18 protein-coding genes are annotated in these 22,093 nt (G+C 64.3%); 12 read left to right on the top strand and 6 right to left on the bottom strand.

Features of this window, described 5'->3' with window-relative positions; translation table 11 throughout:
• Positions 1-159 precede the first annotated feature (159 nt).
• The 11 genes from BMX85_RS02555 to BMX85_RS02505 all read left to right on the top strand — a co-directional run bounded on the left by BMX85_RS02555 (position 160) and on the right by BMX85_RS02505 (position 14,899).
• Complete coding sequence (locus BMX85_RS02555; protein WP_229210256.1) at positions 160-2,016, top strand: glycoside hydrolase family 97 protein; 1,857 nt, start codon at positions 160-162, stop codon at positions 2,014-2,016.
• A gap of 14 nt (positions 2,017-2,030) precedes the next feature.
• On the top strand, positions 2,031-3,578 hold the full coding sequence (locus tag BMX85_RS02550; protein WP_090314106.1) for an alpha-N-arabinofuranosidase: 1,548 nt from the start codon (positions 2,031-2,033) through the stop codon (positions 3,576-3,578).
• A gap of 58 nt (positions 3,579-3,636) precedes the next feature.
• Positions 3,637-4,662, top strand: a complete 1,026-nt coding sequence (locus BMX85_RS02545; protein WP_090314105.1) for an arabinan endo-1,5-alpha-L-arabinosidase — start codon at positions 3,637-3,639, stop codon at positions 4,660-4,662.
• Positions 4,662-7,094, top strand: coding sequence for a glycoside hydrolase family 127 protein (locus tag BMX85_RS02540; protein ID WP_307172632.1), 2,433 nt, complete (start codon positions 4,662-4,664; stop codon positions 7,092-7,094). Before BMX85_RS02545 ends, BMX85_RS02540 begins: the two co-directional genes overlap by 1 nt.
• Before the next feature lie 132 nt (positions 7,095-7,226).
• Positions 7,227-8,201, top strand: a complete 975-nt coding sequence (locus BMX85_RS02535) for an ABC transporter substrate-binding protein (RefSeq protein ID WP_090314104.1) — start codon at positions 7,227-7,229, stop codon at positions 8,199-8,201.
• 12 nt (positions 8,202-8,213) lie between these two features.
• Entirely contained in the window at positions 8,214-9,782 is a 1,569-nt protein-coding gene (locus tag BMX85_RS02530; RefSeq protein ID WP_090314103.1) for a sugar ABC transporter ATP-binding protein, read from the top strand.
• Complete coding sequence (locus tag BMX85_RS02525) at positions 9,779-10,834, top strand: ABC transporter permease (RefSeq protein ID WP_229210255.1); 1,056 nt, start codon at positions 9,779-9,781, stop codon at positions 10,832-10,834. Before BMX85_RS02530 ends, BMX85_RS02525 begins: the two co-directional genes overlap by 4 nt.
• Before the next feature lie 11 nt (positions 10,835-10,845).
• On the top strand, positions 10,846-11,850 hold the full coding sequence (gene yjfF, locus BMX85_RS02520; protein WP_090315168.1) for a galactofuranose ABC transporter, permease protein YjfF: 1,005 nt from the start codon (positions 10,846-10,848) through the stop codon (positions 11,848-11,850).
• Positions 11,851-11,869: 19 nt separating this feature from the next.
• Entirely contained in the window at positions 11,870-12,847 is a 978-nt protein-coding gene (locus BMX85_RS02515; RefSeq protein WP_229210254.1) for a glycoside hydrolase family 43 protein, read from the top strand.
• A gap of 56 nt (positions 12,848-12,903) precedes the next feature.
• A complete protein-coding gene (locus tag BMX85_RS02510) occupies positions 12,904-13,851 on the top strand; it encodes a LysR family transcriptional regulator (RefSeq protein ID WP_090314101.1) in 948 nt (315 codons plus the stop codon).
• A gap of 88 nt (positions 13,852-13,939) precedes the next feature.
• Entirely contained in the window at positions 13,940-14,899 is a 960-nt protein-coding gene (locus BMX85_RS02505) for a bifunctional helix-turn-helix transcriptional regulator/GNAT family N-acetyltransferase (RefSeq protein WP_090315166.1), read from the top strand.
• On the opposite strand, the gene BMX85_RS02500 is transcribed toward BMX85_RS02505, so the two are convergent.
• On the bottom strand, positions 14,896-15,315 hold the full coding sequence (locus BMX85_RS02500) for a response regulator (protein WP_090314100.1): 420 nt from the start codon (positions 15,313-15,315) through the stop codon (positions 14,896-14,898). The two genes, BMX85_RS02505 and BMX85_RS02500, sit on opposite strands and share 4 nt — an antisense overlap.
• Positions 15,308-15,805: a GAF domain-containing protein gene (locus BMX85_RS02495; RefSeq protein WP_090315164.1), complete on the bottom strand. Its 498-nt coding sequence runs from the start codon at positions 15,803-15,805 to the stop codon at positions 15,308-15,310. The genes BMX85_RS02500 and BMX85_RS02495 overlap by 8 nt, the downstream gene beginning before the upstream one ends.
• Positions 15,806-15,923: 118 nt before the next feature.
• Here BMX85_RS02495 and BMX85_RS02490 point away from each other — a divergent pair, with 118 nt between their 5' ends.
• Entirely contained in the window at positions 15,924-18,344 is a 2,421-nt protein-coding gene (locus tag BMX85_RS02490) for a penicillin acylase family protein (RefSeq protein ID WP_090314099.1), read from the top strand.
• A gap of 45 nt (positions 18,345-18,389) precedes the next feature.
• Here BMX85_RS02490 and BMX85_RS02485 read toward each other — a convergent pair whose 3' ends face one another.
• The 4 genes from BMX85_RS02485 to BMX85_RS02470 all read right to left on the bottom strand — a co-directional run bounded on the left by BMX85_RS02485 (position 18,390) and on the right by BMX85_RS02470 (position 22,091).
• Complete coding sequence (locus BMX85_RS02485) at positions 18,390-19,592, bottom strand: acyltransferase family protein (protein ID WP_090314098.1); 1,203 nt, start codon at positions 19,590-19,592, stop codon at positions 18,390-18,392.
• A gap of 114 nt (positions 19,593-19,706) precedes the next feature.
• Entirely contained in the window at positions 19,707-20,207 is a 501-nt protein-coding gene (locus tag BMX85_RS02480) for a VOC family protein (protein WP_090314097.1), read from the bottom strand.
• 76 nt (positions 20,208-20,283) lie between these two features.
• The gene (locus BMX85_RS02475; protein WP_090314096.1) at positions 20,284-21,033 is read right to left on the bottom strand and encodes a LytR/AlgR family response regulator transcription factor; all 750 of its coding nucleotides are present in this window, start codon (positions 21,031-21,033) and stop codon (positions 20,284-20,286) included.
• Positions 21,009-22,091, bottom strand: a complete 1,083-nt coding sequence (locus BMX85_RS02470) for a sensor histidine kinase (RefSeq protein WP_090314095.1) — start codon at positions 22,089-22,091, stop codon at positions 21,009-21,011. Before BMX85_RS02470 ends, BMX85_RS02475 begins: the two co-directional genes overlap by 25 nt.
• Between the last annotated feature and the right edge of the window lie 2 nt (positions 22,092-22,093).

Below are 22,093 nucleotides of genomic sequence, written 5' to 3'. Positions count from 1 at the left end.
ACCAGCAACACCGTTCGCCGCCCCGGAGACACCACCCTTAGAGGTGGCGGGGCTACATAACCCTAAAAAATTGGTGAGAACATGGTGAATAAATTTATCTCCGCGGTCGCGGTGGGCGCCACAGCCGCGTCTACCGCCTTTGCGGCTTCCCCCGGCGCGTTGACGAGCCCCGATCGCCACATCAGCGTCCAGCTGAACGAGTCGCCCGGCAAACCCCTGACCTATACGGTTTCCCGTGACGGCAAGCCGGTGTTGCTGGCCTCCGAGCTCGGGCTGCAACTGCAAGGCGCCGATCTGGCCGGCGCGCTGACGATCGCCGCCAGCTCCAAGGTCAGTACCGTCACCGACAAATACCAGATGGCCACGGGTAAGAAGCGTGACATCACCTACAGCGCCAACGAACAAACCTACTCCGTGCAGAACGCGCGGAAGCAGAAGATGGACATCGTCTTCCGCGTGTCGAACGACGGCGTCGCCTTCCGCTACATCGTCGCCGAGCCGTCGCTGCCGCGCAAAAAACTGATCCAGGAACGCACCACGTTCGCGCTGCCGACGTCGGCCAAGGCCTGGCTGCAGCCGATCGCGGTTGCGCAAACCGGCTGGGGGCGGACCAATCCATCCTACGAAGAGCACTATCAGATGGACATCCCGGTCGGCACGGTATCGCCATCGCCGGCTGGCTGGGTGTTCCCGGCGCTGTTCAACGCGGGCGACAACTGGCTGGCGATTTCGGAAGCGGGCATGGACGGCAGCTTCCAGGGTTCGCGCCTGGCGCCGGAGTCCAAAGGCGGTAAATACAGCATCGGAAATCCGATGAAGGAAGAAGTCTATCCCGATCGCGGCCTGCTGGCCGATGTCGAAGGCACACTGACCTCGCCATGGCGCCTGATGGCGCTTGGTTCGCTGTCGACCGTGGTCGGCTCGACCCTGGGCACCGACCTGGCGGCGCCGGCGATCGCGTTCGACAAGCAGCTGGTCAAGCCGGGCCACGCGTCCTGGAGCTGGGCGCTGCTGAAGGACGACGCCACCGTCTACGACGTGCAGAAGAAGTTCATCGACTACGCCGCCGACATGAAGTGGGACTACACGCTGGTCGACGCCGACTGGGACCGCAAGATCGGCTACGAGAAAATGAAGGAACTGGCCGACTACGCCGCGACCAAAAACGTCGGCGTCCTGGTTTGGTATAACTCGTCCGGCGCGTGGAACTCGACCGAGTATTCGCCGAAGGGCAAACTGCTGACGCACGAGCAGCGCGTGGCCGAGTTCAAGCGCCTGCGCCAGATGGGCGTCAAGGGTGTCAAGATCGACTTCTTCAACGGCGACGCGCAATCGATGATCGCCTACTACGTCGACATTTTGAACGACGCGGCGGCCGCCGGCCTGCTGGTGAACTTCCACGGCGCCACCTTGCCGCGCGGCTGGACCCGCACCTGGCCCAACCTGATGACGATGGAAGCGGTGCGCGGCATGGAGTTCACCACCTTCGAGCAGGCCGACGAGGACAAGATGCCGACCCACGCGGCGATGATGCCGTTCGCCCGCAACCTGTTCGACCCGATGGATTTCACGCCGATGGTGTTCGGCGACATCCCGAAGATCAAGCGCACCGGCAGCAATGGCTTCGAACTGGCGACGTCGGTGTTGTACGTGTCGGGCATTCAGCACTTCGCCGAAGTACCGGAGGGGATGGCGACCGTGCCGGCCTATGTCAAGAGCTTCCTGCAGGAGTTGCCGCGCAGCTGGGACGACAGCCGCCTGGTCGACGGTTTCCCCGGCAAATACGCGGTGATCGCGCGCCGCGCCGGCGACACCTGGTACATCGCCGGCATCAACGCCACCGAATCCGACAAGGCGCTGACACTGGACCTGTCCTTCGCCGGGGGCAAGCTGGGCACCATCATCGCCGACGGTGAGGGCGAACGGAGTTTTAGCCAACGCGAGATCGCCGGTGGCAAAAAAGCAGCAGTAACCATCAAGCCGCATGGCGGCTTCGTGATAACAATAAAACAGTAATCAGGAGATTTACAATGAATCACATCAAACGTGCAGTTCTCACCCTGTGCCTGGTGGCGTCGGGCGCCGTCCTCGCCGCGCCTGTCGGCGTGACGATCGACACGACCAAGCCTGGTCCGGTCATTAACAAGAACATCTACGGCCAGTTCGCCGAGCATCTGGGTACCGGCATCTACGAGGGCATCTGGGTAGGTCCTAAATCGAAGATCCCGAACGTCAATGGCTGGCGCAAGGACGTCGTCGGCGCGCTCAAAGCCATGCACGTGCCGCTGGTGCGCTGGCCGGGCGGCTGCTTCGCCGACGAATACCACTGGCGCGACGGCATCGGCGCGCGCGAGAAGCGTCCGGTCAAGGTCAACACCAACTGGGGCGGTGTGGAGGAAAACAACGCCGTCGGCACCCACGAATTCTTCGAACTGGCCGAGCAGCTTGGCGCCGAGACCTACGTCAACGGCAACCTGGGCACCGGCAGCGCGCAAGAGATGTCGGAATGGGTCGAGTACATGACCTCCGACAGCAAGTCGACACTGGCGGAGCTGCGCCGCAAAAACGGCCGTGACAAGCCGTTCAAGGTCGACTACTTCGCCATCGGTAACGAGGCATGGGGCTGCGGCGGCAACATGTCGCCGCAACATTATGCGAACCTGTACAAGAACGTCGAAACCTTCCTGCGCGCGCCACCGCAGTACCGCCCGAAGATGATCGCCAGCGGCGGCAACGACCACGATCTCACCTGGACCGAAACGCTGAGTAAAGAGCTCAAGAAGCAGACCTACGGCATCAGCTTCCACTACTACACCATCCCGACCGGCCAGTGGGAAGTGAAGGGGATGGCGACCGGCTTCAAGGAAGACCAGTGGTTCTCGACCCTGTCCAACACGATCAAGATGGATGGCTTCATCAAGAACAATACGGCGGTGATGGACAAGTACGATCCCGAGAAAAAATTGGGCTTCCTGGTCGACGAGTGGGGCACGTGGTACGACGTCGAGAAGGGCACCAACGCCGGCTTCCTGTTCCAGCAAAACACGCTGCGCGACGCGGTGGTGGCCGCGCTGAACTTCAACATCTTCCACGACCACGCCGATCGCGTGCGCATGACGAACATCGCGCAGATGGTCAACGTGCTGCAGGCGATGATCATCACCGACAAGGACAAGATGGTGTTGACGCCGACCTACCACGCGTTCCAGATGTATGTGCCGTTCCAGGACGCCACTTCGCTGCCGCTGAAGTTGACGAATAATCCGCAGTATTCGTACAACGGCAGCAGCATCCCGGAGATCAGCGCTTCGGCCGCCCGCGCCAAGGACGGCAAGCTGTATCTGGCGCTGGTCAACACCAACCCGACCAAGGAAGCGGAAATCGCCGTGGACGTTCCGGGCCAGGCCATCAAATCGGTCAACGGACGGGTGCTGACGTCCGCCGCGATGGACACGCATAACAGCTTCCAGTCGCCGGAGGCGATCAAGCCGGCGCCATTCAGCGCCACCGCCGGCGCCGATGGCAAGCTGACGGTCAAGATCCCGGCCAAGGCCGTTATCGTGGTCGCTGTGGAGTAAGCCGTAAGCCCGCGAGGCCGCGCCCGGCGTGGCCTCGCATAGTCAATCGAGGTTGTAGATGAAGCATATTTTTTCGACGATGGCTTTGGTGTTGGGCGTCGCCGTCCTGTCTGCGTGCACCGCCAAGGAAGTCAGCGTGCACGATCCGGTGATGGCCAAGGAAGGCGATACCTACTATGTTTTCAGCACGGGGCCCGGTATCACTTTCTACAGTTCGACCAATATGAAGGACTGGAAGCTGGAAGGCCGGGTGTTCAAGGACCAGCCGTCATGGGCCAAACGCGCGGCGCCGACCTTCGACGGCCATATCTGGGCGCCGGACGTGCAGTTCCATAACGGTAAATACTATTTGTACTATTCGGTGTCCGGATTCGGTAAAAACACGTCGGGTATCGGCGTCACCGTCAACAAGACGCTCAATCCCCGCTCCCCCGACTACCGGTGGGAAGACAAGGGCATGGTGCTGCAGTCGGTGCCTCTGCGGGACGACTGGAACGCCATCGATTCGAACATCATCGAGGATGAAAAAGGCGTGGCCTGGATGTCGTTCGGCTCCTTCTGGAGCGGACTGAAACTGGTCAAGCTGAACGACGCCTGGACCGGGTTGGCCGAGCCGCAGGAATGGCATTCGATCGCCAGCCGGACCGCCAACGTCGACGCGCCGGCCGGCACGGAGGCCGGGCCGGGCGAGATCGAGGCGCCGTTCATCTTCAAGAAGAATGGCTACTACTATCTGTTCGCATCGTTCGGCCTGTGCTGCCGCAAAGGCGACAGTACCTACAACGTCGTCGTGGGCCGCTCGACATCGGTGACCGGTCCTTACGTCGACAAAAAAGGCGTGGACATGATGAAGGGCGGCGGCTCGCTGCTGATCGCCGGCGACAAGGACTGGAAGGGCCTCGGCCACAACAGCGCCTACACGATGGACGGCAAGGACTACCTGGTGCTGCACGCCTACGAGACCGCCGACAACTACCTGCAAAAGCTGAAAATCATGGAAATGAAATGGGATGCGAACGGGTGGCCGGCGGTTGACCAGGCCGACTTGAACAAATACCGCAGCATGCAGCTGCCGCCTAAATAATGGCGGCGGCCACCCACAAGCCGGCGCGCCGGCGCACCTTGCGCTATGCCGCCAGCGCGATGGCCGCCGCAGCGGTTCCACCGATGGCCGGCGCGGCGACGCCTGCATCCGCCGCAACGGTGGCTGACAAGGCGCCGTTACGCCTGTTCCCGCTGTCGGCGGTGCGTCTGACCGCCAGCCCGTTCCTGGAAGCCCAGCAAACCGACCTGCGCTACATTATGGCGCTGAACCCGGACCGCCTGCTCGCGCCTTTCCTGCGCGAAGCCGGCCTGAAGCCGAAAGAGGCCAGCTACGGCAACTGGGAGTCGACAGGACTGGATGGCCATATGGGCGGTCACTATCTGACCGCGCTGGCGCTGATGTCCGCTGCCACCGGTGATGAAGAAGTCCTCAAGCGCCTGAACTACTTCGTGGCCGAACTCCAACGCTGCCAGGCGAGCAACGGCGACGGCTACATCGGCGGCGTGCCGGGCGGCGCCGCCGCATGGCGCGATATAGCGCAAGGCAAACTCCAGGCGGACGGTTTCTCCGTCAACGGCAAATGGGTCCCCTGGTACAACCTGCACAAGCTGTACGCCGGCTTGCGCGACGCCCACGTCTACGCGGGCAACCAGGATGCTCGCGCGATGCTGATCGCGCTATGCGACTGGACTATCGGGCTGATCTCGCACCTGAGCGAAGAACAGATGCAGAACATGCTGCGCTGCGAGCATGGCGGCATGAACGAAGTGTTGGCCGACGTCTCCGAGATGACGGGCCAGCAAAAATACATGGACCTGGCGATCCGCTTTTCGCACCAGGCCATTCTGCGCCCGCTGGAAGATGGCAAGGACCAGTTGACCGGCCTGCACGCCAATACGCAAATCCCGAAAGTCATCGGCTTCAAGCGCATCGGCGACATCACCGGCCGGCGCGACTGGCAGAAGGCCGCGCAGTTTTTCTGGCAAACCGTGCACGATCACCGCACCGTCGCCATTGGCGGCAACAGCGTCAAGGAACACTTCCACGACCAGAACGACTTCTCGTCGATGATCGAGGAAGTCGAAGGCCCCGAGACCTGCAATACCTACAATATGCTCAAGCTCACCGGGTTGCTGTTCCTCGGCGACGCGAAAGGCAGCTACGCCGATTATTATGAGCGCGCGCTGTACAACCATATTCTGGGATCGCAGCGTCCCCACAGCGGCGGCTTTGTCTACTTCACGCCGATGCGGCCGAACCACTATCGCGTCTATTCGCAGCCGCAGCAGGGCATGTGGTGCTGCGTGGGCTCGGGGCTCGAGAGCCACGCCAAGTACGGCGAGTTCATTTACGCGCATCGCGGCGACAACCTGTACGTCAACCTGTTCATCCCGTCGACCTTGAACTGGCGCGAGCAGGGCGTCTCCATCCGCCAGTCCAACCGCTTCCCCGATGAAGGCAGCAGCACCATCACGGTCAAGGGCAACAAGACCTTCACCTTGAAAATCCGCTATCCGGAGTGGGTGGCGCCCGGGGCGCTGCGCGTAGCCGTCAACGGCAAGCAGGTCGCCGCCAGCATCGGCGCCGACCGCTATGTCAGCGTCCGCCGCCAGTGGCGCGACGGCGACAAGGTCGATATCGCACTTCCGATGACGACCCGGCTCGAACAGATGCCGGACAAATCCAACTACTACGCGGTGCTGCACGGCCCCGTGGTGCTGGCTGCGAAGACCAACCCGTTCCCGGACGAGAAGCTCAATTTCCTGGCCGACGACTCGCGCATGGGCCATATCGCCTCCGGGCCTGTGAGCCCTTTGCAAACGGCGCCGGTGCTGGTCGACGACAGTCCCGCCTTTGCAGGCCGATTCAAGCCGGTATCGGGCAGGGCGCTGACGTTCGTGGCGCCCGGACTGGTGGACGGCAAGGATGGCAAGCAGGGCACCACCTTCGTGCCGTTCTTCCGCGTGCACGATTCCCGCTACATGGTTTACTGGCCGTATGCGACGGCGGCGGATCTGGCGGCCACGCGCGCCAAGGCCGCCGAGGACGAGGCGGCGCGGCTGGAACTGGATGCGCGCACCATCGACCAAGTAGCGCCGGGCGAGCAGCAGCCGGAGTCGGACCACTTCTTCAAGGCCGAAGGCGGCGAATCCGGGTTGGCCAAGGGCCGCCGCTGGCGCCATGCGACAAGCTGGTTCAGCTACGACCTGACCGACAAAAAGTCGGAGGCCCGCGCTTTGCTGCTGACATATTCGAAAGGGGACGCCGGCCGCAGGTTCGATATCCTGGTCAACGGCCAGTTGCTGGCCGAGGTGGCGCTGGACGCCAAGGCCGCGCAGGAGCTGTACACAGTTGAGTACCCGATCGCACCGGCGATGGTCGCGGCGGCTGGCGGGAAACTGGTGGTCAAGTTCGTGGCACGCAGCGGCTCCACCGCCGGCGGCTTGTACGGCCTCCGGCTGCTGCGTTGAGCTATAACTTATGAAGCTTGGCTGATACCGAAATCGATATCGTAGTTGACCAAAATATCATTGGATAGATATTTGTGTTTCTCATAGTATGTGATTAATAAGTATATAAAAATCTAATCTGGAGACCTTGCTATGACATGCAATCGCAGAACCGTACTCAAAGCCGGCGTCGCTGCGGCGATCGTCGCCGCCTTCGGTAGCGTAGGCCCGGCCTTCGCCGCCAAACCGCTGGTCATCGGCTTCTCGCAAGTCGGCGCAGAGAGCGAATGGCGCACCGCCAATACCGTCTCGATCAAGGACGCCGCCAAGAAGGAGGGCATCACCCTCAAATTCGCCGACGCGCAGCAGCGCCAGGAAAACCAGGTCAAAGCGATCCGCTCGTTCATCGCCCAGCGCGTCGATATCATTGCGTTCTCGCCGGTGGTCGAATCGGGTTGGGACACGGTTCTGCGCGAAGCCAAGGCCGCGAAAATTCCTGTCATCCTGACCGACCGCGCCGTCAACGTCACCGACCCGTCGCTGTACGTGACCTTCATCGGTTCCGATTTCGTCGAAGAGGGCCGCCTGGCCGCGCGCTGGCTGCTGGAGCGCGCCAAGAAGACGCCCGACGCCACCTTCAACATCGTCGAGCTTCAGGGCACCGTCGGCTCGGCGCCGGCGATCGACCGTCAGAAGGGCTTCGCCGAAGTCATCGCCGCCAACCCGAAGCTGAAGGTCATCCGCTCGCAGACCGGCGACTTCACCCGCACCAAGGGCAAGGAAGTGATGGAAGCGTTCCTCAAGGCAGAGGGCAAGAAGATCAACGTGCTGTACGCGCATAACGACGACATGGCCATCGGCGCGATCCAGGCGATCGAGGAAGCCGGCATGAAGCCGGGTAAGGATATCCTGGTGGTCTCGATCGACGGCGTGCGCGGCGCCTTCCAGGCGATGGTCGCCGGGAAGATGAACGTGACCGTCGAGTGCAACCCGCTGTTCGGACCACAGCTGATGCAGATCGCGCGCGACGTCGCCGCCAACAAGCCCGTACCCAAGCGCATCACGGTGCAAGAGGGCGTATTCCCGGCCGAGGTGGCGGCCAAGGAATTCCCGAACCGCAAATACTGATAGCCTGCCGCGATGAGTACATTAGCGCAAGCCGCGTCTTCGACAGCGCCGGTGCTGGAGCTGCGCGGCATCAGCAAAGCCTTCCCCGGCGTGCAAGCCCTGAGCGGCGTCGCGCTGAAACTGTATCCGGGCGAGGTGCATACGCTGATGGGGCAGAACGGCGCCGGCAAATCGACGCTGATCAAGGTGCTGACCGGCGTGTACGCGCCGGACCATGGCGAGATCCTGCTCGATGGCCAAGCGATCTACCCGGCGTCGACCCTCGATGCGCAGAACCTCGGCATCAGCACCGTCTACCAGGAAGTGAACCTGTGCCCGAACCTGTCGGTGGCGGAGAATATCTTCATCGGCCGCTATCCGCGCAAGTTCGGCGGCATCGACTGGCGCGGCATGCAGCAGCAGGCGGCCGAGCTGCTGGAGCGGATGCAAATCCGCATCGACGTGACCATGCCGTTGGCGCACTATCCGCTGGCGATCCAGCAGATGGTGGCGATTTCGCGCGCGTTGCTGGTGTCGGCCAAGGTGTTGATCCTCGACGAGCCGACCTCCAGTCTCGACGAGAAAGAGGTCGACCTGCTGTTCAGCGTTCTGCGCGGCCTGCGCGGGCAGGGCATGTCGATTTTGTTCGTCACCCACTTCCTCGACCAGACCTATGCGATCTCCGACCGCATCACCGTGATGCGCAACGGCGAACGGGAGGGGGAGTACGCCTGCGCCGATCTGTCGCGGCTTGAACTGGTGAACAAGATGGTCGGCGCGCCGGCCGCTGCCACGCCCGATGCCTTCACCGCCGTACCCGCCATTGTGAACGATGCCGCCCCCGCCGCAGCGCCATCGAAACTCAAGGCATTCCTCAGCGCCCGCGGCCTTGGCCGCAAAGGCGCGCTGGCGCCGATGGATATCGAGCTGCGCGAGGGCGAGCTGCTTGGCCTGGCCGGCCTGTTGGGCTCCGGCCGCACCGAGGCGGCGCGCCTGCTGTTCGGCGCCGACAAGGCCGACAGCGGCGCCATCACCATCGACGGCAAGGAACGCAGTTTCAACTCGCCGCGCGACGCCATCGCCGCCGGCATCGGTTTTTGTTCGGAAGACCGCAAGCACGAAGGCGCGATCCTCGACCTGTCGGTGCGCGAAAACGTCATTCTTGCCTTGCAAGCCCGCATGGGCTTAACGCGTGCGATCCCGCTCAAACGCCAGCAGCAACTGGCGGAAGGATATGTCAAGGCGCTCGGCATCAAGACCGCCAGCATCGAGACGCCCATCGGCACGCTCTCCGGTGGCAACCAGCAAAAGGTGCTGCTGGCGCGCTGGCTGGCGACCGAACCGAAAATGCTGATCCTGGACGAGCCGACGCGCGGCATCGACGTGCGCGCCAAGCAGGAGATCATGGATTACGTGGTCAAGTTGTGCCGCAAGGGCATGTCGATCCTGTTCATCTCGTCCGAGCTGCCGGAGGTGCTGCGTTGCAGCGACCGCATCGTCGTCATGCGCGACCGTAAAACCGGCGGCGAGTACCCGCGCGGCGTACTCGATGAAACCTCGGTGCTGCACGTGATCGCGGCGGAAGGGGCGCACGCGAAATGAGCGACTCGACCAAAATGAGCATGGTGCGGCACCCGCTTTTCCGGCCGCTGGCGGCGCTGGCGATCCTGCTGCTGATCGACCTGTTGCTGATCCCCGGCTTCTTCCACATCGAGATCAAGGACGGCCACCTGTACGGCAGCTTGATCGATATCGCCAACCGCGCGGCGCCGCTGGCGCTGGCCGCGATCGGCATGACCCTTGTCATCGCCACGCGCGGCATCGACATTTCTGTCGGCGCTGTGGTCGCCATCAGCGGCACCGTCGCCTCGATGCTTATCGGCGGCACCATGGTGATGAACAACGGCGTGCCCGAATACGTCGCCAACACGCCGATGGTGTGGGCGCTGGGCGCCGCCATGGGCGCTGCGTTGCTGTGTGGTGCGTGGAACGGCGTGCTGGTCGCGGGCCTCGGCCTGCAACCCATCGTCGCCACCTTGATCCTGATGGTGGCGGGGCGCGGCCTGGCGCAGTTGCTGACGGACGGCCAGATCGTCACCGTCTACTACGAACCGTTCTTCTTCCTCGGTAGCGGGTATCTGTTTGGCCTGCCGTTTTCGCTGTACATCGTCGCCGCCGTTTTCGTCGTGACGTTCCTGTTGATGCGCAAGACGGCGCTCGGCCTGTTCATCCAGTCGGTCGGCATCAACCCGGTGGCCGCGCGCCTGGCCGGCTTGAAGACCGCGACGCTGATCTTCTTCGTCTACCTGTTCTGCAGCGCCTGCGCCGGACTCTCCGGCCTGATGATCAGCGCGAACATCAAGAGCGCCGACGCCAACAACGCCGGCCTGCTGCTGGAACTGGACGCGATCCTGGCCGTCACCCTGGGCGGCACCTCGCTGGCTGGCGGTAAATTCAGCCTGGCCGGCAGCGTGATCGGCGCCTTGATCATTCAAACGCTCACCTACACCATCTACTCGCTCGGCCTGCCGCCGGAAGTGAACATGGTCGTCAAATCGGTGGTCGTGTTCCTGGTCTGTATTTCGCAGTCGGCCGAATTCAAAAACATGTGGCGCCGCGTCTTCCCGGCCCGCTCCAAAGGAGTCGCAGCATGAGCGCGAGCGTCATGACCGGCGCCGTCGCCGGGGCCAAGCGGTCCCGCCCGCGTGGCCTGACGTCGTCGCCGTATTTCACCTCGCTGGTGACTGTGCTGCTGCTGGCGGTGCTGCTGGTCGCCGGCGGCGCCGCCTACCCGGGTTTCCTGTCGCTGCAGGTGATGTTCAACCTGCTGATCGATAACGCCTTCCTGCTGGTGATCGCGGTCGGCATGAGCTTTGTGATCCTGTCGGGTGGCATCGACCTGTCGGTCGGCTCGGTGCTGGCGCTGACGACGATGATCTCGGCCTGGCTGCTGCAAACCTGGCATGTGCCGCCGCTGCTGGTGATCGCGATTTCGCTGGCGCTGGGCGCCGGTTTCGGCGCGGCCATGGGCGCCATCATCCACTATTTCAAGCTGCAACCGTTCATCGTCACCCTGGCCGGGATGTTCCTGGCGCGCGGCCTTTGCTACCTGATCAGCATTAACTCGATCACCATCGACGATCCGTTGTTCGTCGCCATGTCGCAGACGCAGGTGCCGGTACTGGGCGGCTTCCTGTCGCCGGGCGCGCTGATCGCGCTGGCGATGCTGGCCGTCGCCATCTACGTCGCGCATTGCACGCCGTTCGGCCGCGCCATCTACGCCGTCGGCGGCAACGAGCAGTCCGCGCTGATGATGGGGCTGCGCGTGGCGCGCACCAAGGTGCTGATCTACGCCTTCAGCGGCTTTTGCGCGGCGCTGGCCGGCGTGCTGTTCTCGTTCTATATGTTGTCCGGTTACGGCCTGCACGCGCAGGGCACGGAGCTGGACGCCATCGCTGCGGTGGTCATCGGCGGCACCTTGCTGACCGGCGGCTACGGCTATGTCGCCGGCGCGCTGTCCGGCGTGCTGGTGCTCGGGACCATCCAGACGCTGATCGCCTTCGACGGCACCCTCAGTTCGTGGTGGACCAAGATCGTCATCGGCGGTCTGCTGTTTGTATTCTGCGTCGTGCAGCGCCTGATGGCGATCGGCGCGACGGCTAAAAAATAAGATATTACTGGAGAGAGCTTTGAAAACAAAACTGATGAAATTTGCCGCCATCGCAGCGGCGGGGATGGCTTTTGCCGCGACGAACGGCGCGCAAGCGGCCAACCCGATGTTCCCGAAACTGTTCACCGCCGATCCGTCGGCGTATGTCGACGGCGGCACGGTCTACCTGTACGTGGGCATCGACAGCGCCTCCGTCAAGGACAAGGACTACGTGATGAAGGAATGGCGCGTCTACAGCAGCTGCGACATGCAAAACTGGAAGGATCTCGGCTCGCCGCTTAAGCCGTCGGCCTTCAAATGGGCGATCGGCAAAGTCGACGCCTGGGCCGCCGACGTCACCAAGCGCAATGGCAAATACTACTTCTATTCGACCGTCGATCACGCGACCATCCCCGGCCGCGCCATCGGCGTGGCCGTCTCCGACAAGCCGGAAGGCCCGTTCGTCGACGCGCGCGGTTCGGCGCTGGTCACCAACGACATGACCCTGGAAGCGCCGATCGCGTGGGACGATATCGATCCGGGCGTGTTCGTCGACGACGACGGCCAGGCGTATCTGTACTGGGGTAACACGGTACTCAAATACGCCAAGCTCAAACCGAACATGACCGAATTCGATGGCCCGATCCACACGGTGGGCATGGACCGCTTCACCGAGGCGCCGTACATGCACAAGCACAAGGGCGTGTACTACCTGTCCTATTCGCGCGACTTCCCGGAGACCACCGCCTACATGATGTCGAACAGCCCGATCGGCCCATGGAAGTTCGGCGGCGTGATCATGGAGAAGAACGCCAAGGTCAAGACCATCCACCAGGCCATCGTCGAATTCAACGGCAAGAACTACATCTTCTACCACAACGACAAGCTGCCGACCGGCGGCGAGTACCGTCGCTCGGTGGCGGTGGAGGAGTTCCAGTACAACGCCGACGGCACCATCCCGTTCATCAAGCAAACCAAGGAAGGGCCTGCGGCCAATCCTAGTTCGGCTTGCAAGTGATATTGAAACGATGGGTTTTGACGCAAAATCAATACCCGTCGTGATATCATTTTCCTATGGATACTAATTCGAACTGGTTCCTGCGCGCGCGCCTCAAAACGCGCCAGCTGCTGCTGCTGATCGCGCTGGACGAACAACGCAACATCCACCGTGCGTCGGAAGATTTGCACATGACGCAGCCCGCCGCGTCCAAGCAGCTCAAGGACCTGGAGGAGATGCTCGGCGTGCAGCTGTTCGACCGTCTGCCGCGCGGCATGGAGCCGACCATTTACGGCGAGACGATGATACGCCACGCCCGCATGGCGCTGACCAGCCTCTCGCTGGCGCACGAGGACATCGTCGCCATCAAGGCCGGGCTGACCGGGCAGGTCGACATCGGCACCATCATGACGCCGGGGATCTCGCTGCTGCCGCAGGCGATCACGCGCACCAAGCAGGCGTCGCCGCGCCTGCGCATCGGCGTCGAGATGGAGCAGTCCAACATCCTGCTCGAGCAGTTGCAGCGCGGCCGGCTGGACTTCATGATCGGCCGCATTCCGGAGCGTCAAAGCGCGCAGGGGCTGGCCTACGAGGAGCTGGGCGACGAGCCGGCATGCGCGGTGGTGCGTCCCGGCCATCCGCTGCTCAAGGCGCGCAACCTGCAGCTGCGCGACATCGCCGGGCAGCCGTGGATACTACCGCCGCAGGGCAGCATCCTGCGCGCGCGCTGCGAATTGATGTTCCGCCGCGCGGGCCTGGAAGTGCCGGGCAACGTGGTCGACACCACGGCGGTGCTGCTGATTAAACCGCTGCTGCAGCAGACCGACGCGCTCAATGTGATGCCGATCGCGGTGGCCAAGTATTACGAGTCGCAGGGAGTGCTCAACATCCTGCCGATCGAGCTGCCGTGCCGGATGGACGCTTTCGGCATCATCACGGTGGACGGCCATTTGATGTCCCCGGGCGCGGCGCTGCTGCTGCGCTATGTGCGGGAAGTGGCGAAGGATATCTACCAGATCGCCTAGGCTGTCATTTCGCCCCAGGGCACGCGGATTGTTGACTCAGTCAATCATATTGCGCATACTAGACCCATCGACATCGATGGGAAAGAACATGCACGACACTGTTTTTGACGGCCGCGTCGCCGACGTCCGGGCGTTCAACCGCTTCTTCACGCGCCAGATCGGCGTACTGCGCGAGGGCCTGCTGCACAGCGAATACACGCTCACCGAGATGCGCGTGCTGTACGAACTGGCCAACCAGGGCGACCAGCCGGCATCCACGCTGGGACGCGATCTGGGACTGGACCGGGGTTATCTGAGCCGCATCCTGGCCAAATTCGAAAGCCAGGGGCTGGTGGCCAAGGTGCCATCGCCCAGCGACGGCCGCGCCAAGCTGCTGCATCTCACCCGGCATGGCCGCGCATTGTACGAACCGCTGGACCGCCGCTCGCGCGAGGAGGTCGGCGACCTGTTGTCGCGCCTCGGGGAGCCCGACCAGTTGCGCATGCTCGAAGCGATGCGCACCATCCGCGAGCTGCTCGACACCGGCAGCGGCCTGAAATACGCCCAGCCATTCGTTCTGCGCGCGCATGGACCGGGTGACATGGAGTGGATCACGCGGCGCCACGGCGCGATCTACACAGCGGCGCAAGGCTGGGACGCCAGCTTCGAAAAGCTGGTGGGCGAGATCTGCGCCGACTTCGAACGCCACTTCGATCCGGCGCTGGAGCACTGCTGGATCGCCGAGATGGGCGGTGAGCGGGTCGGCTCGATCGCCGTGGCGCGCGGCGGCGAGGACGGTGTCGCCAAGCTGCGGTTGCTGCTCGTGGAGGAGGCGGCGCGCGGCTCCGGCCTGGGCTCGCGGCTGGTCGACGAATGCCACCGCTTCGCCAGGAGCGCCGGCTACCGCAAAATCCGCCTGTGGACCACAGACCAGCAAAAGGAGGCGCGCCAGATCTACCTGGCCAAGGGCTATACGCTGGTCGCGCGCGAACCGGTGCGCGCTTTCGGCCACGCTATGGTCAACGAGACGTGGGAGATGGCGCTCGACGCGGATCGCCCCGTCGCCTAGTCGATCTTCGGTTTGCGCTCGAAGCTGGCGAAGGTGTCCAGCAGCACCTTGGCGCGGAACGGCTTGACGATGACGCGGCTTACGTCCCGGCTGCGCAATTCGTTGACGAGTTCCGTGGTCGGGCAATCGACCATGACGGCGATCGGTATCCGGGCGTCGCTGGCTGACATGCCGCCGCGCACGCGGTCCAGCAGCGAGAGGTTGTGCCGGGCGCCGCCGAAGGCGCCGCAATCGAGCGAAATGACCGCGCCCTCGAAGGCGCGTTCGCGCAGCAGCCTTTCGGCCGCTTCCTCGGTCGCCGCCTCGTGCACCGCTCCCATGCCCAGCGAGCGCGCCGTCAGCGACACCGTCTTGCGCAGCAGCGGCTGCTCCTCCACCAGCAGCATGTTCAGCGGCCCGGATGGTTTGTCAGGCATCGGCCGACTCGCCGGTCAGTTCGGCCTGCAGCAGATCGCGCAGCGTCGACAGGATCGCCAGTTCGGTGGTGTCGAGCACGCGCGGGCGGTGGTCGATCAGGCACAGCGTGCCGATAGCATGGCCCGACGGCGCGTGCAGCGGCGCCCCCGCGTAGAAGATGACGTTGGGGGCGGCCGTGACCAGCGGATTGTCCGCGAAGCGCAGGTCGGCGCGCGCGTCCGGAATCACGAAGATGTCCTGCTGCAGGATGGCGTGGCCGCAGAACGAGACATCGCGGCCCGTCTCGCACACGTCCAACCCCACGCGCGCCTTGAACCATTGACGGTTGTGGTCCACCAGCGTCAGTAGTGCGATCGGCATGTCGAATTCCTCGGCGGCGAAGCGCACCACTTTGTCGAAGCGCTCCTCCGGCGGTGTGTCGAGGATCAGCATCGCGCGCAGTGCGGCCAGGCGCTCGGCGTCGAAATCGGGTATCGGGGCAGCTTGCATGGCGTCGATCCGCATCATGGGGTTACCGCGACTTTAGCATCTTTTTCACCCCGATTGCGTCGCGCGCCGGTTCTCTGGCACTATAGCCAGCATTTGGAACTCGGTTAAAGGTACAACGATGCGCAATAACAGGCTGGCGGTGTGGTCGGGACGTGTGTTGGCGGCCGCTGTGGCGCTGCTGGCGATCGTGGCGGCGGCGGGGTGGTGGTATCTGCGCGGCAGCCTGGCCGAGTTGGACGGCACCCGCCAGGCGGCGGGGCTGGAAACCACCGCCAGCGTCGCGCGCGACGAGCGTGGCGTGCCGGTCATCAGCGGCGGCAGCCGGCTCGATGTCGCCTATGCCACCGGCTTTGTGCATGCGCAGGAGCGCTACTTCCAGATGGATTTGCTGCGCCGCGCCGCGGCCGGCGAGTTGTCCGAACTGTTTGGCGCGCGCGCGCTGCCGATGGATAAATCGCGCCGGTTTCACCGCTTCCGCGCCCGCGCCGACCTGGCATTGAAGTCCCTGTCGGCGCCGGACCGCGCGCTGCTGGAGCGCTACGCCGCCGGCGTCAACGCCGGCCTGGGCGCGTTGAGCACCAAGCCGTTCGAGTATGCGCTGGTGGGCGTGCCGCCGCGCGCCTGGTCGGCCACCGATTCGCTACTGGTGATCTGGGCGATGTATTTCGACCTGCAAGGGAACCTGCTGCCGCGCGAACTGGCGCGCGGCTGGTTTGCCGAGCACGCGTCCGAGGAGCAGCGCGCCTTCCTGGCGCCCGAATCGACGCAATGGGACGCGCCGCTCAATGCCGACCAGGTGGCGGGCGAACCGCCACCGATTCCGGCGGCGGCGCCGGCGTGGTGGGGCAAACCCGGAACGGCCGGCACGGCGCCGTTGTCGAAGACGGCGTTCGCGCCTTTGCCCGCCGAAATGCTCAACACCGTCGGCAGCAACAACTGGGCGGTGGCCGGCAGCCGCAGCGCCAGCGGCGGCGCCATCGTGTCCGACGATATGCATCTGGGCATACAGCTGCCCGCCATCTGGTACCGCGCCGCCTTGCAGTTCCCCGACGCCAGGGGCGGCCAGCGCCGCGTGGTCGGCGTCACCTTGCCCGGCACGCCGGTGGTGGTGGCCGGCAGTAACGGCCATGTGGCCTGGGGCTTCACCAACAGCTATGGCGATTATCTGGATCTGATCGCGCTCGAAGCCGATCCGGCCAAGCCGGGGCAGGTGCTCACGCAAAGCGGTTGGGAGACGCCATCGGTGCACGAGGAGACCATCCTGGTCAAGGGCGCGCCGGCCGAGACCCTGCTGGTGCGCGAAACCTCGCTCGGCCCGATCCGCGAGGCGATGGGCCGCAGCTATGCGGTCCATTGGACCGCGCACACGCTGGCCGCCGTCAACGTCAACGCGCGGCAGCTCGAATCGGCCGATACGCTGGACCAGGCGTTGGCGATCGCGCCGACGCTGGGCATTCCGGCGCAGAATTTCGTCGGTGGCGACGACAAGGGCAATATCGGCTGGACCGTCGCCGGTCCGCTGCCGCGCCGCGCGCCGGCCGGCGTGGAGATCACCTATCCATTGAGCGCCGACGACAAGGCCGGCGTGTGGGACGGCTGGCTGACGCCGGCCGAGTATCCGAAGGTGGTCAATCCCGCCAGCGGCCAGCTGGCCACCGCCAACAGCCGTCAGCTGGCCGGCGCCGGCGCGCAGTTGCTCGGCGACGGCGGCTTCGATCTGGGCGCGCGCACACACCAGGTGCGCGAGGATCTGACGGCGCTGGGCGCCAAGACCGACGTCCAGAAGGTCTACGCCATCGCGCTGGACGACCGCGCGGTGTTCCTGACGCCGTGGCGCAGGCGCGCCATCGCGGCGCTCGACGGCAAGGCGGTCGCCGACCATCCGCGCCGCGCCGAGGCGCTGGAGCTGCTGAAAACCAGTTGGACCGGCAGGGCCAGTGTCGACTCGGTGGGCTACCGCATCACACGCGCCTATATGTATGCGCTGTACGACATCCTGTTCGAAAACGCCGACCAGCAGATGGCCGCGCTCGACCCGAAGGCCAATATGGCGGCCGTCAGCGCGCGCTGGCCGGTGGTGCTGGCGCGCCTGCTGGACGCGCAGCCGCCGGGATGGCTGCCGCCGCAGTTCGCCGACTGGCAGGCCTTGCAACTGACCGCGCTGGACCGGGTGATCGCCGACCTGACCAGGGACGGCAAGCCGTTGTCGGAGGCCACCTGGGGCAAGCGCAATACCGCCGCCAGCGCGCATCCGATGGCGTCGGCGCTGCCGGTGGTCGGCCGCTTCCTGAAGGTGGCGCCGGACATGCTGTCGGGCGACCAGCACATGCCGCGGGTGGCCGGGCCGACGTTCGGCCAGTCGGAGCGCATGACGGTGACGCCGGGGCGCGAGCAGGAAGGCATCTTTAACATGCCGGCAGGGCAGAGCGGTCATCCCCTGTCGCCGAATTTCCTCGGCGGTCGCGAGGATTGGATTGCTGGACGCGAATCGCCGCTGTTGCCAGGTCCGGCCAAGCATACGCTGACGTTCGTGAAGTGAAAGCGCAGCCGCCCCCGCCCTTGCGATCGGAGTTTTACAGTCTTTTTAGGCCGTGGCCGCCCGCGCCCGGTAGCCGTCCCGCACCCTGGCCGGCCGCCGGCCCAACCCGAACAACGGGCGCAACACGGCAATCCGCCGCACCACCTCGAACACGCCAAAGCTGATGCAAAACGTCAGCACGACCAGGATCAACCCTTCGGTCACCGGCGCCAGTTTGAGCGGCTTGAAGCTATGCGCCATCACAACAATCAACGTCTGGTGCAGAATGTAGACCGGGAACACAGCCTCGGTCAGATACCGCCGCTTGGCGCTGTCGAACGCCAGATGACGGTGGCCAAACCCGCAAACGGCCATGATCGGTGCCCACTGGCACAGGCAATACACCAGTCGCATCACCGGCTTCCACTGCGCGACGGCCGGCAGCGCCGCCTGCGCCTCGGGTATCGAGTAGTAGCAGACGATCGCCGCCCAACTTGCCAGCCACAATCCGAGACTGGTCCAGCGCAGCCGTTCCACGTTCGCCCAGAATCCGCGTTGCGTCGCCAGCAGGGCGCCCAGCAAGAACAGGTAGAAAGACTGCGCGTGGTTATACCAGTCGTCGACCAGTCCATGCGTGGTCGGAAAACGATCGGCCAGCGCGAAGCGGGCGATCGCCAATCCGATCACCGGCAAAACGATGATCTTCCAGCCCGTCAGTTGCCGACCCAGCGCGTTGGACCAGGATTGCAGGCGCGGACCGGCCAGCCAGGCGAGGCCGCCGATCAGCATCGTATACACCCACAGGTAGGCGACAAACCACAGGTGGTTCCAGGTCGGCATGTCGAGGCAATCGCCGCCACGGCAAAATCCCTTGTAGCCGGTGATATACAAGTGCATGAATTCGCCGTAACCACCCTTGTACGCCACTTTCTCAACGACTTCCAGGTATGCCTGCGGCGGCACGATCACCAGCATGCCGAACACCAGCGGCACCAGCAGGCGCCAACTGCGTTGCCCAAGCAGCGCGCCGACGCGGATTTTTTGCAGCATGAAGGCGCTGGCGACGCCGGAAATCATGAACAACAATCCCAGCCGCCAAGGCGAGGACAGGATCATCAACGGCTCGATGGCGTGGCTGGCGTCGGGGCTTTTGACATGCCAGTCCCACGTCACGTAATACATGCCGGTGTGGTACAGGATCAGCAGGAAAAACGCGATGATGCGTATCCAGTCGAGGAAGTACAGGCGATTGTTATCGGGGTTGTGCATGGCCGGCTCTCGTCGTAGGTGCGATGGAGCCAGTTTAGGTAGCGCGCCCCGGGCGCGTCCAGCGCGATGGGGCGAAGCGGGATGCCGCCGGGGCGAGCCGGTTGTGAACGCGGCTCATGGTCCCGCGTAGGCTTTCTTCAGCCCGGCGATATCGAGTTTTTTCATGTCCAGCAGCGCCGCCATGACGCGGCCGCATTTTTCCGGATCCGGGTCGACGATCATGGAGGTGAGTATCGTCGGCACGACCTGCCACGACACGCCGAACTTGTCCGCCAGCCAGCCACATTCCTGGGCTTCCGGGGCGCCGCCTTCGGCCAGGCGTTCCCAGAAATAGTCGATTTCGTCCTGGCTTTCGCAATTGATCTGGAACGATACCGCCGGGGAAAACTGGAACTGCGGGCCGCCGTTCATCAGCGTGAAGCGCTGGCCGTCGAGTTCCACGGCAACGGTCATGACACTGCCCGCTTCGTGGCCGTGGTGTTCCTTGCCGGCCTCGGGATAGCGCGAGATTTCGCAAAGTTTGGCGTTGCGGAAGATGCCGACGTAGTACTCGGCCGCTTCCTCGGCGCGGTCGTTGAACCAGAGGCATGGGGTGATCTTTTGCAGGCTGTGCATGACTGACTCCCGATCGTTGTTGGTCGCCCTGGAAGGCTAGCAGGATGGGGTCTGTCCAGGCGCACGAATGGGTCGTCTAGCCGATGCCGCCATCTTGCAGGCGCTGCATCAAATCCGCGCGGTATTGGCGCGAGCACGGCACGCGGGCGCCGCTGCGCAGCACCAGTTCGCAGTCACCCTTGTCCAGCGGCTGGACGCTGCGTATCCAGTCCAGTTGCACCGCCGCTCGGCGGTGGCAGCGCAGGAAGCGCGGACCGAGTTTTTCCACCAGGCCGGCCAGCGTTTGCCGCATCAGCGGATCGCCGTCGGCGGTGTGCAGCACGACGTAATTATCGGCCGTCTCGATCCACTGGATCTGTTCGACCTTGACGATGCGCGTGCCGCCGCGCTCCGGCACCAGCAACTGGGTGATGGCGGGTAGCGGCTCGGGCGAGGGCGAGGGCGCCGTGGGCGCCGTGGCGCCCAGCCGCTCGCGCACCCGCCGCAGCGCCCGGTGCAGCCGCTGTTGGTCGTAAGGCTTGAGCAGGTAGTCGATGGCGTTGGCGTCGAAGGCGCGGATCGCGTATTCGTCGTAGGCGGTGACGAACACCACCAGCGGCGCGGGCGACGGCAGCGAGGCGGCGACATCGAGTCCGCCGATCTCGGGCATCTGGATATCGAGCAGCAGCACGTCCGGGGCGAAGGCGGGCAGCAATTCCAGCGCCTCGACACCGTCGCGCGCCTCCTCGATGGCGCCGATGTCCGGTTCCAGCGCCAGCATGCGACGTAGCTTGTCGCGCGCGGGGCGCTCGTCGTCGACGATCAGGATGCGTAAGGCAATCGGCATGGCAGTCGCATTTCCGCCCGCACGCCGGCCGGCGCGAGCTGTATCAGGTTGAACGATGCGCGCTCGCCGTACAACCCGGCCAGGCGCTGGCGCAGGTTGCGTACGCCGATGCCGGACGCGCCCTCCGTCTTCACGTCGGCGCCGGGCAGTACGCCGGCGTCGTCTTCCAGCCGCACCACGATGACACCCTGCTCGCGGCTGACGGAGATGTGGATCGCCGTGCTTTGGCGACGCCGTTCGACGGTGTGCTTGAAGATGTTTTCCAATAGCGGCTGCATGCTCATGACCGGGACCGGGCAGGCCAGCAGCGAGTCGTCGATTTGCCAGGCGATGTGCACACGGTCCGAAAAACGTTCGCTCATCAGCGCCGCGTAGCCGCGCAACAGCCGCAGCTCCAGTTCCAGCGGCACCTGGTGCTGCTCGCCCACGTCGAGCGTGGCGCGCAGTACGTCGGCCAGCTGGATCAGCATCGCGTCGGCGCGCGCGACGTCGCTGTGCATCAGCGACGAGATGGTGTTGAGGGCATTGAACAGGAAGTGCGGCTGCAGTTGCTGCGTCAGGCGAAGCAGCTGCGCTTCCCGCAGCGAGGCGTTGACACGCTCGACCCGCAGCTTTTCGTTCATCATCGCGTGGTACGAGAGCACGCCGAAGGTGATACTGGCGAAGATGAAGAAGAACACCGTCATCTTCACGTCTTCGTACAGATACACCTGCGGCCACGCGTGGTGCGCATACGTTTCGCCGGCCAGGCGGTAGACCACGTGCCGGATGCCGAAGGCGATCGGTACGAACGCGACCCAGTAGATCGGCAGCCACACGAGCTGGCGGGAGAACCAGCGCAGCGGCGATGAAATCAGGTGGTCGTGCCGGCGCGTGAAATAACGCTGGAGGATGAGCAGTACGCTGCCGGTGAAGGCCGACGAGGTCTCCCACAGTATCGGCTTCCACACGCCGTGATCGTTGTCGCGCAGGTATTCCTGCACGGCGGTGGTGGTCATCAGGAGCCAGAACAGGACCCAGGCGACCGCGATGATGGTTTGTGTGCGTGTGGGTCGCATGG

The sequence above is a fragment of the Duganella sp. CF517 genome (assembly GCF_900110275.1).
In the GTDB taxonomy this organism is placed as follows: Bacteria; Pseudomonadota; Gammaproteobacteria; order Burkholderiales; family Burkholderiaceae_D; genus Rugamonas.
The sequence above is the reverse complement of the archived record's forward strand: the minus strand, read 5'-3'. Positions and strand labels throughout refer to the sequence as shown.